Raw genomic sequence first — 16,526 nt, forward strand, 5'->3', positions numbered from 1 at the left:
TCACTTTTCCGGTTTCCCTAATGATTTGACTATTTTAGTATTAAATCCTTAAAGCGCTATACACGCAATAGCTTTGCTCAGTAAACTAAATCCGTGTCACCCAATCCCTGTGAGAGACGAGTATGCATACTGTTACCCCCATCCCCGCCTTCAACGATAACTATATCTGGCTGATTAATGCAAAAGAAAGCGGCGGCCATTATGTGGTCGATCCCGGTGATGCCAAGGCGGTGCTCGACTATCTTGAGCAACATCAAATTGTGCTCGATGGCATCTTGATCACCCACCATCACCAAGATCACACTGGCGGCATCGCCGAGCTACAGGCAAACCATGACCATAAACTCACTGTCTACGGTCCGGATAACGAAAACATCAAAGGGATCAATCATCCTATCTCGGGGCAAACTGAGTCCGTTAAGCCAGAAAAACTCGACAGTGACGCCGCGGTTTTTCATCTTCCCGGCCACACCTTGGGGCACATTGCCTACCTGATTGACGATCATCTGTTCTGCGGCGATACCCTGTTTAGCGCAGGCTGCGGCCGACTGTTTGAGGGCACTCCAGCTCAGATGCGCCTATCCCTGCAAACCTTGGCACAGCTCGATGACGATACCCTCGTCTACCCCGCCCACGAATACACCCAGGCCAATCTGGCGTTTGCCCTGACTGTCGAAAATGACAATGAGGCCCTCATCGCCCACGCAGCCAAGGTCAAACAGCTTCGAGATCAAAACCTGCCGAGTCTGCCGTCCAGCATAGGGCTGGAGAAGCAGATCAACCCCTTCCTGCGCCCTGAGCAGGCAAGCATAAAACAGAATCTGAGTCGCCATTTCGCCCAGGATGTGACAGATGACACCACCAGTTTCACGCTTCTACGTCAATGGAAGGACAATTTCTGATAATTCCTATACAATGGCGCGCTAATTAAGTCCCCACCGAGACGGCCCTAGGGTTATCGCCTCGCCGAGAGGGACCCAAAAGTAAGGAATTATTGTCGATGCGCTTACCCATTGTCTTGGTCGCAGGGGGACTCTCCCTGCTCACAGGCTGTCAAACTTTTACCCAGCCGGAACCGGCTGCGCCGGCGATCACCACAGCGCCCGTGGTCGTCGAGCCTCAAGTTATCGCTCCTGTCGAGCCTGAGCCAATTCAGATCACCGATGTGTGGCAACGTATCCGCCTAGGACTTAGCCTGCCGGTACCAGATCAGAAACTGGTTAATCAATACCGTAACTGGTACCTGAAACACCCACAGCATCTGGCACGGGTATCGGAGCGCGCCGAGCCCTTCATGTACCTGATCGTCGAAGAAATTGAGAAGCGCAACCTGCCGATAGAGTTGGCGCTGCTGCCGATCGTCGAGAGCGCCTTCGATCCCTTCGCCTATTCCCACGGCGCCGCGTCAGGCCTGTGGCAGTTTACCGCCCCCATGGCCAAACACTTTGGCCTGGAGATGAACTGGTGGTACGACGGTCGCCGCGATGTGCCCGCCGCCACCGTTGCCGCGCTGGATATGATGGAGTACCTCTACCAGAAGACGCACAACAACTGGTTGTACGCCATCGCCGCCTATAACACGGGCGAAGGCAGGGTACTCAACGCGGTTAAGCGCAACGAGGCCAAGGGGCTGGCGACCGACTTCTGGGCACTTGACTTGCCGCGGGAAACCGAGCGCTACGTGCCTCAGCTACTGGCACTGGCCGATGTGATCGCCAACGCCGATGATTACGGCATCTCCCTCTACCCCATTCCTAATGAACCACAGCTCAAGGTTGTCGAGGTGGGCAGTCAGATCGATCTGGCACTGGCCGCCGACATGGCCGGCATGAAGCTCAACGAGCTGCATTCGCTCAACCCAGGCTTTAACCAGTGGGCGACGGCGCCCGAAGGCCCACATCGTCTGGTGGTTCCCCTGGATCACGCCGAGCTGTTTGAGACCAAGTTGGCCGCGAGCGACCAAGACCAGCGTCTCAAGTGGCAGCGCTACAAGATCAAGTCCGGCGATAGCCTGGGGCTGATCGCCAAACGTTTTAACACTACGCCGTCGGCCCTTCGCGCGGTAAATGACATTAAGAACAACCGCATCATCGCAGGTAAGCATCTGTTGATCCCCGTCTCCTCAAAGGATCCGGCAAAATATCTACTCTCGGCCGAGCAGCGCCTGCAAAAGCGTCAGTCCGGCGGCAGCGGCTATAAACTGAGCTACAAGGTGAAGTCTGGCGACTCCCTCTGGCTGATCGCCAAGCAGCACAAGGTCAGCGTTGCCAAGCTTGCCAAGTGGAATGGTATGGCGCCTAAGGATCCCCTCTCTATCGGACAGAAGCTGGTGATCTGGCAACAGGGCGACAGCAAGGCAGTGACCCGCACGGTGAACTACACGGTACGCTCGGGCGACTCACTGGCTAAAATCGCCACTAAGTTTAATGTCAGCGTGAGCCAGTTGGTGAAGTGGAACAGCCTCTCGACCAAGAAGTACCTGCAACCAGGACAGAAGCTGACCCTGTATGTGGATGTGACCAAATCTCGGGTGTAAATTTCGGGTGTAAAGCTCGGGTCTAAAGTCTCAGGTGTAATCTCGCACACATACAAGCATGACAGCTTTACCCTCATGACAGCTTTAATTTAAGCAGCAATTACCACACACAAAAAAGCGATGCCGAGGCATCGCTTTTTTATTAGTGCTTTTTTATTAGTGCTTTTTTGTTAGTGCTCTTTGTTAGCGCTTGTTTATCGGTTACAAAGCTCGCTTACAGACCGCCTAACTTCTTAAACAGCTTGTCTTTTAGCTCGTCAGTCGCCTTCTCGGTTTCCTTTTTCAGCTTGGCATCGAACAGGGCTGCGGTATCGAGGGAGAACTTAGGCTCGCTGATGGTGCCGGCGATGGCAAAGGGGATCTCGACGCCGTAGAGCACATCTTTCTCTGCGCCGCCCTGACCCTCTAACGAGCCGACCACCGAAGTCTTCAGCGCATAATCGATCGCCTCGGAGAGCAGATTCACATTGCCCTTACCCTGCAAACGAATCAGCGGTGATGCCATGTTGAGATCCGGGTTATTCACTATCCCTTTGGCCATGGTAAAACTGCCAGTCAGGCTGGTGAAATCGGTTTTCTTCTCACCGCTGGAGGCCGCATTCAAGTTACCACCGAGTTTTGCCTTGGCGTCACGCAGCATCTGAGGAATGTTCACCCCATAAAGCGCACCGTCGGCGATCTCAAACTGTCCCTTGGCATCGAGGTTACGCTTGATGTTATCCGGGATCAGGCTGTGGCCGCTGCCTGTCACCTCGAAGTTGGTGGTACCGGCCAGCATGTCGACCTCGGCGGCATCGGTCAACAAAGGACGCACCTTGATGCCGGAGATCTTCTTGTTGAAGCGGTAGCTGGCCACAGGTTTACGACCATCGAGCTGAGCGCTGGCAAGTAGTTTACCCTGATAGAGCTCTGCGCTTAGCTGGCTGACATCCAGCACACCATTTTTCAGGGTCAGCTTCATCAACCAGTTCTCTGTCTTGATCTTATCGGCAGTCACAGACTTGGCATCAAGATCCAGCTTGAGGTTAACCGCCTTCATGCCGCTAAGGTCAGGCTCCTTGGCAGGTGCCGCGCCCTCGCCTTTAGCCGTCTTATCTTCGCTCTTAGCACCATCATCTTTGGCCATAAATGGCGTCACATCGACATCGCCAAAGCTCATAGAGGCCACCACATCTGGCACCTTGGCGCCGTAATTGACCGACATTTTGCCCTGGGCCTTAATCTGCTCGACATTCAGACTTGAGAGCACCAAGGCCATGGTCTTGGCGTTGTTGTCCAGTTCAAGTTGAGTGGTGAGATTGATGTTCATGCGCTTATTGGGAATGGCATCACCTTCCAGGCTGTTCTCAATCTCAAAATCCTTGATGGCGATTTTCGCAAGACTTGGGTCGACCTTGATCTGCCCCTTACCTTGACTGCTGACCTTCATCTCAGGCTGAGTCATGGAGAACTTGTAACCCAGATCGGCAAACTGCCCCAAAGAGAACTCGCCTAAGGTTAAGGATTCAAGTATCAGTGACTGGATCTTACCTGTCGCCTCATCATAAAGATTCACCTGAGTGTTGGTGATGGCGATGCCACCAATATTCAGGCTACTCAGCTGCACGCTGCCCTGAGCGGCACCATCGCTACCGGCTTTGTCGCCAGCCTTATCGGCCTTCTCGCCGGCGGACGTCAAACCATCCATGCTGCTACGGCCATTCTTATAGCTGTCGAAGTTTAGGGTCAGGCCATCTAAGTTAAGCTGGGCAATCTCCACCTCTTTACTCAGCAGCGGCATCAGTGCCACCTCGGCCACTATGCCATCGACCTTAAGCATGGTGTCATGTTTGAACCCCTCAGGATTCGACAGGCTGATGTCGCCAAGGGCGATGCCTATGCTGGGGAAGAAGGTCCAGCTGAGGTCTTGCTTAATAAGTAGATCGCGCCCAGTTTGCTTTTTCACCGCCTCGACAATTTGCGGCTTAAAGTCATTGGGATCGAAGATAAGGGTGAGATAGGCGATCAGTAATAGGAAAAGGGAGGCAAATACTATGAGTAGCCATTTTACAAATTTCATAACAGGTTCCGTCTGGTAAGGGTGAGCAATTGGCCCGTTAGGCCAATTGCGAGAGATCCAACTGCTCTGACGATACGGCAACGCCATTATCGTCGGCATAAAGCATCATACCTGGCTTTATTATAACGCGATCTATCTCAAGCGTAACGTTAACATCGCCAAGATCCCGTTTATCCGTCTTGATGGGGTTAGCGCCAAGTGCTTGAATTCCAATGGGCATCTGCGCCAAGGCGCCGACATCTCGCACATAACCGTTGATCACTATGCCGCTCCAACCATTGTCCACCGCACTCTGGGCAATCATATCGCCAAGCAGCGCGCGCCGATTCGAACCGCCGCCATCGACCACCAGGACTCTGCCTTCTCCGGGCTGTCCCAGCAGTTGCTTGACCTTGGAGTTGTCTTCGAAACACTTTACCGTGACCACCTCTCCCCAGAAGATTCGCTTCTGGCCAAATTGTCGATAATGGGGCGCCAATAACGACAGTTGAGTCTCATAGTGGTCAAAGAGATCGGGCAGTAGATCTTGCATTGCAGCCTCCCTGCAGAACTGAGAAAAGTTAAGTTACTATAACAAGGCGAATATAAAATGAAAATTAGATGAATTTAAATTCGATCGGTTTTAGAATGTGCCTTCGCTAATATAGGTTGGCGATTTAATCATCAAGATAATAAACACTAGACCCTGGCTAATAGACACGTCGATATTGACCAATATCGACCAATCGATAATGGAATCACATGACAGATCATCTCAATTTACATGATGCAATGGCTGCGCTCGACGAATATGGCTACGAGCAGAAACACAGCAGCGAACTGAGTCAGGCCCGTACCCATGCGCAGATGGATAAATATCTTAGATCGTTAGACTTCAACCTACGCAGATTGCTGATTTTGCAAGAGGTCGTTGGTAAGCTGGTCGACGAAGAGCAGGCCAATCTGGCCCGCCAGGAAAACATTCAGACCTATAAGACCAAGGTAATTAACCTGTCCCGCGAATATGGTATCTCTTACGACCGCGTACTTGAGATCATGCAGCAAGGAACAAAGTAATCCAAATAACCTGCCAGATAGCAGGTTATTTTTCATTAGAGCTTAAAGGTCGAAATAAGAGATTCAAGATCCGCCGAGCCCGATTTTATCTGCTCACTGGTACTGCCAATCTCTTCACTCTTCTGCTGGTTCTCCAGCGAAATATCGTTAATCCGGGTCACATTCATATTCAACTCGGCGATCACCGCACTCTGCTCCTCGGTCGCCGTGGCGATCTGGATATTCATGTCGGAGATCTGTCTGATAGAGGACTTGATGGTCTGCAGCGCCTCCACCACCTGACTGGTTTCACCTACCGTCTGCTCCGACTGCGCCTTGGCCCTGGCCACTGAGGCATTGACACTGTCTACCGAGGCGCGGATAGCCTCTATGATGGCATTGATCTCCTGGGTCGATTCCTGGGTTCGACTGGCCAGGGTGCGCACCTCATCGGCCACCACGGCAAAGCCGCGCCCCGCCTCACCGGCCCTCGCCGCCTCGATGGCCGCATTAAGCGCCAGCAGATTGGTCTGCTCGGCGATGCCGACGATCACATCCAAGATCTGCCCTATCTTGCCTGAACTTATCTGCAGCGCCTGAGCCTCATCGGCAGTCACCTCTAACTCGTTAGACAGGCCTTTTATCTTAGCCACGGCGCCGTCGACCACGGCCACGGTATCATCGGCTTCGCCATCGGCGCTGCCGGCACTATCAGCCGCTAGCTGGGCATTGGACGCCACCTCGGAGGAAGCCATGGACATCTCATTGATGGCGGTAGCGACACTTTGCGTCTCCGCCTGCATGTTGGCCGTCACCATACTGGCCTGGGCCGAGATATCCGCCAGGCCTTCCGCCAGTTCGCGGCTGTGGGTCACTGAGGCGCTTACCGAATTAACCAGCGCCTGTATCTTGGCAACGAATTCATTAAAGCTCGCCGCCACCTGTTTGAGTTCATCCCGGCCCGACTCTTCGAGCCTCAGAGTAAGATCGCCTTCGCCGCGAGCGATATTTTCGAAGGCGGCTATGGTGTCGGCCATAGGCGCCGAGATACTACGGGAAATCGCCCCTAAGATCAGGATCACCGGCAGCCACACCGCAATGCAGATCAGCAGATACTTGTAGATGAAGGCCTGCATCTCCTCTTGGATATCATCTACATAGATGCCGGTCCCGACTATCCATCCCCAGGGAGTAAAGCGTTTGACCACACTCATCTTAGGGCTCGGCGCCGAGGCATTGGGGCGATTCCACATATATTCGATCAGCGCATAATCGCTGTTTGCTGTACCTGTCACCATCTTCTCAAATAGCCTGACGCCATTGGGATCTTTCATTCCCAACACATTGGTGCCCACCAGCTTCTTGGCGAAGGCATGCTGCACCATGATCCCCTGCCTATCTATGGTCCAGAAATATTCGTTACCCTCATACCTCAGGGTATCCAGTGCGGCGATGGCGTTACGTTTGGCCTCTTCCTCACTCATGGTGCCTGCTTGTGACGCCTCATAAAACTGGCTTATCACCTTCTCGCCCACGTCGGACAGGGCCGATAACTTGGCCTGTTTCTCCTGAACCAAGACCTCTTCGATATTTGCCAACGCAAACACAAACATGATGCCGGTCGCGACGATGGCCAGCAGCAACATAAACAGTAAACGATGGGCAATTTTAAACTTGCGAAACAGGGCGTAAATGGCGTTCATGGCGATCACCTTCAGGCAAGTGACTGGAAAAATAGGGCAACCCTTTAAATCTCGCCCATTCAAAACCTTTTGTCAAAGCCGCTAACTACCTATAAATGCATACTTTAGTGGAATAAACAGGGGTCAAAAGCAGGATATAATACCTATTGGTTAATTATTCGTCTCTGTCGGCCGATAACAACTAAACTAAAGTGTCAGTACTTTTTATAAGGGTAATCTTTCACGATGAAAGCTAAGGGAATAGTGCTTCTGGTCTTAGTCGTTATGGGGCTCTTATCGATCAACTGGTGGGGTGGCAAGGCGCCCGCTACCGAGCCACCCATTAAGTTAAAAATAGCAACCTCTACCACTCCCTTAAGTGCCCCGCTGATCATCGCCAGGGAGCTTGAGCTGTTTAAGCCCTATAACCTGGATATCGAACTTATTCCGCTGCGCGGTGGTCACCTCTGTTTTCAGGCTATGATCCAGGGCGTTGCGGATCTGGCGACCAGCTCGGAAACCGTGATAATGTTCAACGGCTTTCAGCGCAGCGACTTTCGATTGCTGGCAAGTTTTGTCGAGTCGGATAACGATCTCAAGCTGCTCACCCTCAACGATGAACACCCCAAGAGCATCACCCAGCTCGCCGATAAGAAGATAGGCATGGTCAAAGCCAGCTCCAGCGAGTTCTTTGCCGATGCTTTCCTGATCATCAGTGGTCATCAACAGCAGGATTTTCAGAAGGTCTTCATGTCCCCCCAGGCGTTAGGGCCAGCGCTGCTGGCCGGTGACGTCGACGCCATCTCGGTATGGGAACCCTTCGGCTATAAGCTGATCGAAGAACATGGCGATGCCATCTACCAGTATCCGGGTAAAGGGATCTACAACCTCTCCTTCAACCTGGTTACCTCGGCGGTCAACACCAGGCTGCATGAGAAGCAGCACGCCGACATTCTGCGGGCGTTAAAGAGTGCACAAAACTTTATTAATCAGCACCCTCAAAGTGCCAAGCAGATCATCAGCGACTATCTGGATATCTCCTTGTCCGAGCTAGAGTGGGCGTGGAATGATTACGTATTTCGGCTATCTTTAAATAACTCACTGATCTCAAATTTACATGCGCAGGCGCGCTGGGCCATTGCCAGCGGCGCCGTCGATGCACAGACCACCCCGGATTTTAGGCTGCTTCTGGATGATTCAGCACTCAAGCAGGCGCTCGATAACTAGGACGTTAACAGCAAATGATGATCAATACCCGGTTGAAATTGTTGCTCTTTATCAGCCTTTTTCTGACAACTACCATACTGTTAACCTTTGCCGGGCTGAGACACATACAGCAGGAGAACCTGCAGCAGCTTTCCCATATCATGCAGTTGGAAAGCAGCATAGACGTGCTCAGGAGCCGGCTCTGGGCCCTGCAGGAGTTTCAGGATGAAGAGGTGTTGACCCAGACCCTCAACGCCCATCAACAGCTCAAGGCCAAACTTGCCGAGGCGCAGTTCTTAGCGCCCGCAACCAAAGTATTAACCACCAATTTGAATCGTCAGGCAGACAGCCTGGCCGCACTGCTCAAACTCACCCAGCAGCATATGAGCTCGCCGCCACAACGGGGCATCACCTCCGCCCGCGGCATGTTAACCACCCGGTTTAACATCACGATACAGTCGATGAGTGAAGATCTCACCAGTCTGCAGCGCCTGGTGATCGACAGCCTGGCCGAACAGCAATCGCAGATCCTCTCGTCCACGATTCTGTTCCTGCTGGCAGGCTCAGTCATCTCGCTGCTGGTCACCATGTCGACTCTCAAGGCGTTCAGAGAGAGCCTGCACCGCATGAAGATGGGGATCAGCAAACTCAGCCAGGGGGATCTGGACAGTCACATCGAGATAGTCCACCAGAACGAGCTGGCGATACTGGCTCAGAAATTTAACACCATGACCCACAAGCTCAAGGAGACCACCATACGCAAGGAGGCACTTCAGGGCGAAGTGGCGGCGCAGACCAAACAGCTCAAGCGCCAGACTCAGAAGCTCAAGTATGTGGCGGAGCACGACGATCTCACCGGCCTCTATTCCCGCAGCGCCTTCGAGCGCCAGATAGATACCGCCATCGCCCGGTGTCAACGCACCCAGATGCATGCCGCCATGTTGTTTATCGATCTGGATAAATTTAAGCAGGTGAACGACAGCTTGGGCCATGACAATGGCGATAAGGTGCTGTCGACGGCGGCGAGGCGTATACAGAGTGCGGTGCGAAGCTCAGACATCTGCGGCCGCCTGGGGGGAGATGAGTTCGTGGTCTGGCTCGAACCCATCAACGACATCGAAGAGGTGACCATAGTGATCGATAAGATCATACGTCAGATCTCACCGCCTATCGTCTGTGGCCGCACCACGGTTTCACTCACCGTCAGCATAGGCGTGGCCATGTATCCGCGCGACGAACTCACCCGCCTCAGCCTGATCAAAGTCGCCGACGACAACATGTACCAAGCCAAGCAGGTTAAGGGGAACAGCCACCGCTTTACCGAGCAGGTAGCCCGCCAGGTTGACAAACACCAGGTAGACGAGAGTCAAATAGATGAAAGCCAGGTGGGCTAGTTGGCCCGCAGCGACAGTCGCCGCTGCAACTGCTTGAGATTAACCCGGATAAGTAGCAAGCAAATCAAGCCGATAAGATAGAGACTCGGCTCTATCACCTCAGATTTCACCGACCAATAAAAGTGGATCGGCGCCAACAAGGCCACCAAATAGACCCAGTTATGTAGCTGTTGCCAGCGACGCCCCATGGCACGTTTGACCTTTGCAAAGGAGGTGATCGCCAGCAGCACCAAGATAAGATAGGCGGTGGCACCTACCAGAATATAGGGCCGCTTAACAATTTCACTCAGCAGCAGTTGCCAGGCGAACAGCAGATCCAGACTCAAGAAGGCCAATATATGTAAGCTTGCATAGGCAAACACATACAGGCCCACTAAACGGCGAGTCTGCATCAAAAGCCCTACCTTTAAATGTTTCGCCACCGGCGAGATGAGCAGCACGGCGATCAGTGAATTGATCGCCCCCATCCCGGTATAGTGGATGATGTACTGGACGGGATCGCCCCCAAGCTGGTCATTTAATACGCGCCACACCAGCACCACCAAGGGCACCAGGGCGATAAGATGAAAAGCTATCTTTAAGGGCAACAGATGCCTGGCTTGCAATCGAAACAAAGGCTTCTCCTTACTGGGTCAAATTAATGTATGAGGGCTTAATAGTACTGGCGTAGGTTCATCCCCTTGTAGAGATGGGCTACCTGCTCGCCATAACCATTAAAGGGCAAGGTTGCGATACGCTGGGCCGAGAAGATCCCGCCCTCACCTATGCGACGCTCCGTCGCCTGAGACCACCTTGGATGGTCCACCTCAGGGTTCACGTTGGCGTAGAAGCCATATTCGTGAGGCGCCAACTGATTCCAGCTGGTGGGTGGCTGCTTGTCCATCACGCGGATCCGCACCACCGACTTGATGCTCTTGAAACCATATTTCCAGGGCACCACCAGACGGATGGGCGCGCCGTTTTGCGGCGGTAGCGTCTTGCCATAGAGACCGACGGCCATAAAGGCAAGCTCGTTGGTTGCCTCATCCAGCCTTAGCCCTTCGACATAGGGGTAATGTATACCGCCGCCCATCAAACGGCTCTTCTGCCCCGGCATCTGGTCGGGATCGAACAGGGTCTCAAAGGCAACATGGGTCGCGCCCGCCTTGACCCCGGCCTTAGCCAGCAGCGCCTTCAGGGGAAAGCCCACCCAAGGGATCACCATAGACCAGGCCTCGACGCAGCGCAGACGATAGATGCGCTCTTCCAGTGGCAGCAACTTGGTCAGGTCATCCAGATCCAGTGTCAGCGGATTATCCACCAAACCCTCGACCCTCAGCGTCCAGGGATCCACCTTAAAGCCTTGAGCGTTCTCGAAGGGATCGGTCTTGCTGGTACCAAACTCGTAGTAGTTGTTGTGGGTGGTCACTTTCTTCTCTGGGGTGAGGATCTCCTGCTGGCCGTAAGCCTTGTTGCCACTAAAGGCTAACGGATGGGTCACAAAAGGGGCGTGGGGCTCAGACTTACCGAACAGATCAAACAGCCCTGCCTGCACCTGGCCGGGTATGCTCGCCCCTAGCGCGCCCAGGCCGAGCGCCTTGATGATATTGCGTCTATCGTTAAATACCGCCTCTGGCGTGACGTGCGCACTCTTCTCTTGCCAAGCCTTTCTTCCTGTACCCATGATGCCCTTCGCCATATCTGTTACCACCTTTTATCCATTGCGTTTCAGCCCATGCTTAATTAGATAGTCAAAACCCTTAAAAAATTTCACCTAAATAATATTTAACGAACGAGTGTTCGTCATTTGCCCTATCTCCCCTTGAACCTGCACTGGCCTCATGAGAGGCTTAACGCCAAGCTTATAACGGGTATCGACTATGTTGACAGAACTTCCTTTATCTCTCCCACAAATCATCGTCTTAGGCGCGGTGGCCATGTTAGCACTGCTGATCGGAGCCCTGCTCAATCAGCGACTCACCCGCAGTAAGTGGCAGAGGGTCAGAGAGGAGCTCGTCCAGGAGCACACCACGGCCATCGCGCTGCTGGAAGCCTCGCTGGAAGAGAAGCGCAGCGATGTCGCCCAGCTCAACCAGAAGCTTGAACACCAGATCAATCTACTCGGCATGAGCCAGGCCCAGGCCCAGCGCGCGGACGATCTTGAGCAGCAGCTCCAGCAGAGCCAGCGTAAACAGATGGAGACGCAACTGGCCCTGTCCAAGTCTAATGCTATTCAACAGACCCTGACGGTAAAGTTTGAGACGGAGCAGCAGGCGCTGGAAGACAAGATTAAGCACCTGCATGAATCAGAGACCCGCCTGACCCAACAGTTTGAAAATCTCGCCAACAAAATTTTTGATGCCAAGGCGCAACGTTTACAGCATGAGAGCGAGCAACAGCTCTCTAATGTGCTGTCTCCCTTTAAACAGCAGCTTGAAGGTTTTAGAAAGCAAGTCCAGGAATCTTACACGGTTGAGCAGAATGAACGTAGCGCCCTCAAGCATCAGCTGGAATCGCTCAAGGCGCTAAATCTGCAGATGAGTCAGGATGCCATCAACCTCACCAAGGCACTTAAGGGCGACAACAAGCAGCAAGGCAACTGGGGCGAAGTGATCCTCGAGCGGGTGCTGCAAGAGAGCGGCCTCAGAGAGGGTCACGAGTATGAGACCCAGCAGGATCTCAAACACGACAACGGTAAACGCTTCAAGCCCGACGTGATCGTGCACCTGCCTGAAAACAAAGATGTAGTGATCGATGCCAAGATGTCGCTGGTGGCCTACGAGCGTTACTTCAACAGCGAAGATGAGACCGTCAAGGCGGCCGCTATCAAGGAGCACTGCCTGTCGATCCGCAACCACATCAAGGGCCTCAGTCAAAAGGATTATCAAGCGCTTCACGGCTTAACAAGCCTGGATTATGTGCTAATGTTTATTCCATTGGAGCCCGCGTTCCTGTTGGCGCTCGAGCATGAACCCAGCCTGATCAACTATGCGCTGGAGAACAATATCATGCTGGTGAGCCCAACAAACTTGCTGGTGGCGCTGCGTACCATCAACAACATCTGGCGATATGAATATCAGAACCAGAACGCCCAGCTGATTGCCAAGCAGGCGGGTAAGATTTACGACAAGTTATGCGGCTATCTCGAAGACATGGAAAAGATTGGCCGCGCGGTGGAATCGCTGGACAAGCACTACCAGGCGGCCATGGGCAAGCTGAGTACGGGTAAGGGCAACCTGATCCGCCAGGCCCATCAGATGCAGCAGATGGGCGTCACCACCAACAAGCAGCTGGATAACCAGTTGCTCGACAAGGCCCTCAGTGACCACCTGGAGCATGACATAAAACTGAATTGATCCAGCGTTACACTATAAATGGGTAAGTAGATGGGTAAATCTGCGTCATTGGACGAATCGAGCACTGCAGGAAAACAAGGATAGGAAGACAATGCCAAAGCGGTTAGGCACACTTTTTCAGGCAAAACGTTATCTCCTCTTGGGCTTAGGGGCGCTCATCCCCATGACGCTGTCGGCCGCCAGCTTAACCCCAACCCAGCAGCGCTACCTGGATGCCAGAGAGGCGCTGGATAAGGGCCAACTAGACAGCTATCAGACTCTGAGAAAACAGCTCAATGGCTATCCCCTCACCCCTTATCTGGACTACCACGCCGAGATAGATACCATTCTCGACGCGCCGGGTGCTAAGGCGCTGGAGTCCATGGCGCGCTTCGATGGGACACCTCTCTATAACAGCGCCCGTCACCGCTATCTGGAACATGCCGGTAAGCAAAAACATTGGCAGGATTTTCTCGCCATGAGCCCTGACCTGCCCCGTAGCATCAACCTGCAGTGCTATTACTACCGCGCCCAACTAAGCCAGGGCGATAAGGCCGCTGCCTTCGACGGCGCCGAGAAGCTATGGCTCCACGGCCATTCGCGCCCCAAAGAGTGCGACCCCCTGTTTAACGCCTGGGAAAAAGCTGGCCATCGTAGCCAATCTCTGCTCTGGTCGCGCATGTTACTGGCCTTCAACGGTGGCGAGTATGGCCTGCTCAAGTATCTTGCCAGTAAGGTCACCGCCCACCAGAAAGAGGCCAAACAACTCCTGGCCGTCTATCAAGATCCCCGCAGCCTGAGACACACCAAACGCTTCAAGGTTAAGGCCACCATCTATGGTGATATCGTCGATGCCGGTCTCAGGCGTCTGGCCCGAAAAGATCTTGTTAAGGCAGTCAGCCTGTTTACTAAGTATGAAAAGGCCCATCGCTTCAGCGACTATCAGGGGCAGAAACTGGCCCGCTACCTGATGAAACGGGCCCTAGTTGCTCAGGAGACAGAGCTCAAAGCCTTCGTCGACAGTCGCCTGCCCAAGACAGACAGCGACGATCTTAAGGCGCTGCGCCTGCGCTGGGCGATTCGAGAGGCGGACAATCAGAGTCTGGACAACTACCTGCCCCTGCTAAGCGAGGCTAAGCGGCAAAAGGCCCGCTGGCAATATTGGATAGCCAGGCGTCAGATGGAAACAGGTGCAAAGCTGGCCGAGACCGCGCTGCCGAGCTTAAGTAAGCAGCGTAACTTCTACGGCTTTACCGCGGCCGATCTGGTATCGACCTCGATAAACCTAGCGCAGATAGACACACAGCTCGACGAGAGTCTGACGCCACAGCTCGCCCAAGACCCGGGTCTTGCCCGGGTCGAGGAGCTGTTGGCGCTGGATAAAAAAATCGATGCCCGCGCCGAATGGGTGTTGCTGCTGGGCCGCCATCCACAGAACAAACAGGCGCAATATGCCCTGCTGGCTCAGCGCAACCAGTGGCACGATCTGACCGTGCAGGCCAGTATACAGGGGCAGCTGTGGAACGACATGACGCTGCGCTTTCCCTACGCCGCCGACGAGTCCTTCAAGGCCGCCAGCAAGAGCGCCAAGGTCGATATCGATGAGATCCGCGCCATCGCCCGCAGGGAGTCCGCCTTCTATCCCTACGCCACCTCTGGCGTGGGCGCCCGCGGCTTGATGCAGCTGATGCCGGCTACGGCAAAAGAAACCGCCCGCAGGCACGGCATGAAATACACCGGCAGCAAGAGCCTCTACGACGTCTCCCTCAATACTGCCCTGGGGAGCCGCTACTACAAGTCGCTACTGGACAAGTTCGATGGCAACCGGGTGCTGGCTACTGCCGCCTATAACGCCGGCCCCCACAGGGTAACCCGCTGGTTAGAGCAGAGCCAGGGCAAGCTGGATGTGTTCGCCTTTATCGAGTCGATCCCCTTCACCGAGACCCGCGAGTATGTGCAGGCGGTGCTCAGTTATCGCGCCATCTATCAGGCAAGACAGCAAAAGCCAGTCGCCCTCTTCTCCGCCGAGGAGCTAGCGTTCAAGTATTAACCCTTCATCTCCCCCTTCATCTGCTGCTTAGTTAGCCTCTTGATAAGTCCAACTGGCCGTCAAGAGGCTGGCGCTTATATGAAACCTTTGCCTCAACTCGCTACTCGTAACAAGTCCCCACAATAGGCCCCGCAGTCCCCCCGATAATAGTACAGAGGACATGTCAAAATTCTGGCAAAACTCAGAGCAATATTTCTCTTAAGAAAAAGATGAAAAAATCTGGCCAATCATAGACTTCTGCCTCATAGTTAAAGGTCATCATCATGGTGACTTTCGACTTTTTCTTTGATTAATACCTGCTCGCCATTAAGGAGTTCCATGTCTCATACCAGCATCACGGCGATCTTAAACCAGCTGCAACGAGTGCTTCTGGGTAAACCCCATCAGATAAAATTGGCCCTCACCTGCATCCTCGCCAAGGGACACCTTCTTATCGAAGATCTGCCCGGCATGGGCAAGACCAGTCTCTCCCAGGGGATGGCCCAGAGTCTGGGGCTGAGCCACCAACGCATTCAATTTACCAGCGATATGCTGCCGGCGGATATTCTCGGCGTCTCCATCTTCGACAAGGAGCAGTCCCAGTTTGTGTTCCATCCAGGTCCCATCTTCAAGCAGATGATCCTGGCCGATGAGATCAACCGTGCCAGCCCTAAGACCCAGAGTGCGCTGCTCGAGGCCATGGCCGAGCAGCAGATCACGGTCGATGGCGTTACCCACGCCCTGCCCAGCCCTTTTTTCGTGATCGCCACCCAGAACCCCAGCGAGCAGTCGGGTACCTTTCCCCTGCCGGAATCTCAGCTCGACCGATTCATGATGCGGATTTCCATCGGCTATCCCGACGAAACCGCCGAGTTGGCCATGCTGAAGGGGGAAGATATCTCGCCGCAACTGCAACACCTGCCCGCCTGTATCGATCCGCTCACCCTGATTGAGCTGCAGTCTCAGGTGGCTAAGGTTAAGGCCTCTGAGGCGCTGCTCAACTATATTCTCGCCCTGATAAAAGGCTCGCGCCAGCTCAACGAAGGTTACGGACTATCGCCCAGGGCCAGCAAGGCGCTGCTCAATGCCGCCAAGGCCTGGGCCTTCATTCAGGGACGCAACTATCTGGTGCCCGACGATGTGCAGGCGGTGTTTGCCGCCGTGGCCGAACACAGGCTAAGGCACACCAGCCAGCAACAGGGCGAGGCCCTCTCTCAGCGCCTGCTCGCCAGTACCAATCCTATCTTGTAAGCCTCACTTATTAAGCCCAT

13 protein-coding genes are annotated in these 16,526 nt (G+C 53.9%); 8 read left to right on the forward strand and 5 right to left on the reverse strand.

Features of this window, described 5'->3' with window-relative positions; translation table 11 throughout:
- Positions 1-122 precede the first annotated feature (122 nt).
- Positions 123-902, forward strand: coding sequence for a hydroxyacylglutathione hydrolase (gene gloB / locus K0H80_RS10780; protein WP_220071557.1), 780 nt, complete (start codon positions 123-125; stop codon positions 900-902).
- 98 nt (positions 903-1,000) lie between these two features.
- Positions 1,001-2,536: a LysM peptidoglycan-binding domain-containing protein gene (locus tag K0H80_RS10785; RefSeq protein WP_220071558.1), complete on the forward strand. Its 1,536-nt coding sequence runs from the start codon at positions 1,001-1,003 to the stop codon at positions 2,534-2,536.
- A gap of 214 nt (positions 2,537-2,750) precedes the next feature.
- Here K0H80_RS10785 and K0H80_RS10790 read toward each other — a convergent pair whose 3' ends face one another.
- Complete coding sequence (locus K0H80_RS10790) at positions 2,751-4,595, reverse strand: AsmA family protein (RefSeq protein WP_220071559.1); 1,845 nt, start codon at positions 4,593-4,595, stop codon at positions 2,751-2,753.
- Positions 4,596-4,632: 37 nt separating this feature from the next.
- Positions 4,633-5,127, reverse strand: coding sequence for a putative 4-hydroxy-4-methyl-2-oxoglutarate aldolase (locus K0H80_RS10795; protein ID WP_220071560.1), 495 nt, complete (start codon positions 5,125-5,127; stop codon positions 4,633-4,635).
- A 209-nt stretch (positions 5,128-5,336) separates the two neighbouring features.
- On the opposite strand from K0H80_RS10795, the gene K0H80_RS10800 reads away from it, so the two are divergent.
- Complete coding sequence (locus tag K0H80_RS10800; RefSeq protein WP_220071561.1) at positions 5,337-5,651, forward strand: hypothetical protein; 315 nt, start codon at positions 5,337-5,339, stop codon at positions 5,649-5,651.
- A gap of 35 nt (positions 5,652-5,686) precedes the next feature.
- Here K0H80_RS10800 and K0H80_RS10805 read toward each other — a convergent pair whose 3' ends face one another.
- Complete coding sequence (locus tag K0H80_RS10805; RefSeq protein WP_220071562.1) at positions 5,687-7,333, reverse strand: methyl-accepting chemotaxis protein; 1,647 nt, start codon at positions 7,331-7,333, stop codon at positions 5,687-5,689.
- 225 nt (positions 7,334-7,558) lie between these two features.
- Here K0H80_RS10805 and K0H80_RS10810 point away from each other — a divergent pair, with 225 nt between their 5' ends.
- Positions 7,559-8,539 (forward strand): ABC transporter substrate-binding protein, encoded by a 981-nt coding sequence (locus tag K0H80_RS10810; RefSeq protein ID WP_220071563.1) that lies wholly within the window; start codon positions 7,559-7,561, stop codon positions 8,537-8,539.
- Between the two features lie 14 nt (positions 8,540-8,553).
- The gene (locus K0H80_RS10815) at positions 8,554-9,912 is read left to right on the forward strand and encodes a GGDEF domain-containing protein (RefSeq protein ID WP_220071564.1); all 1,359 of its coding nucleotides are present in this window, start codon (positions 8,554-8,556) and stop codon (positions 9,910-9,912) included.
- On the opposite strand, the gene msrQ is transcribed toward K0H80_RS10815, so the two are convergent.
- Together msrQ and msrP are read right to left on the reverse strand one after the other, a co-directional pair.
- A complete protein-coding gene (gene msrQ, locus K0H80_RS10820; protein WP_220071565.1) occupies positions 9,909-10,526 on the reverse strand; it encodes a protein-methionine-sulfoxide reductase heme-binding subunit MsrQ in 618 nt (205 codons plus the stop codon). The genes K0H80_RS10815 and msrQ overlap by 4 nt on opposite strands.
- A 38-nt stretch (positions 10,527-10,564) precedes the next feature.
- Positions 10,565-11,590 (reverse strand): protein-methionine-sulfoxide reductase catalytic subunit MsrP, encoded by a 1,026-nt coding sequence (msrP, locus tag K0H80_RS10825; protein ID WP_258406074.1) that lies wholly within the window; start codon positions 11,588-11,590, stop codon positions 10,565-10,567.
- A 181-nt stretch (positions 11,591-11,771) separates the two neighbouring features.
- On the opposite strand from msrP, the gene rmuC reads away from it, so the two are divergent.
- The 3 genes from rmuC (at position 11,772) to K0H80_RS10840 (ending at position 16,506) form a co-directional block, all read left to right on the forward strand.
- Positions 11,772-13,247, forward strand: a complete 1,476-nt coding sequence (gene rmuC / locus K0H80_RS10830; protein ID WP_220071566.1) for a DNA recombination protein RmuC — start codon at positions 11,772-11,774, stop codon at positions 13,245-13,247.
- A 91-nt stretch (positions 13,248-13,338) separates the two neighbouring features.
- Positions 13,339-15,276 carry a transglycosylase SLT domain-containing protein gene (locus K0H80_RS10835; protein ID WP_220071567.1) on the forward strand — a complete coding sequence of 646 codons (1,938 nt, stop codon included), beginning with the start codon at positions 13,339-13,341 and terminating at the stop codon, positions 15,274-15,276.
- 318 nt (positions 15,277-15,594) lie between these two features.
- Positions 15,595-16,506, forward strand: coding sequence for an AAA family ATPase (locus K0H80_RS10840; protein ID WP_220071568.1), 912 nt, complete (start codon positions 15,595-15,597; stop codon positions 16,504-16,506).
- Positions 16,507-16,526 lie beyond the last annotated feature (20 nt).

The organism is Shewanella aegiceratis (assembly GCF_019457495.1).
GTDB classification, from domain to species: domain Bacteria; phylum Pseudomonadota; class Gammaproteobacteria; order Enterobacterales; family Shewanellaceae; genus Shewanella; species Shewanella loihica.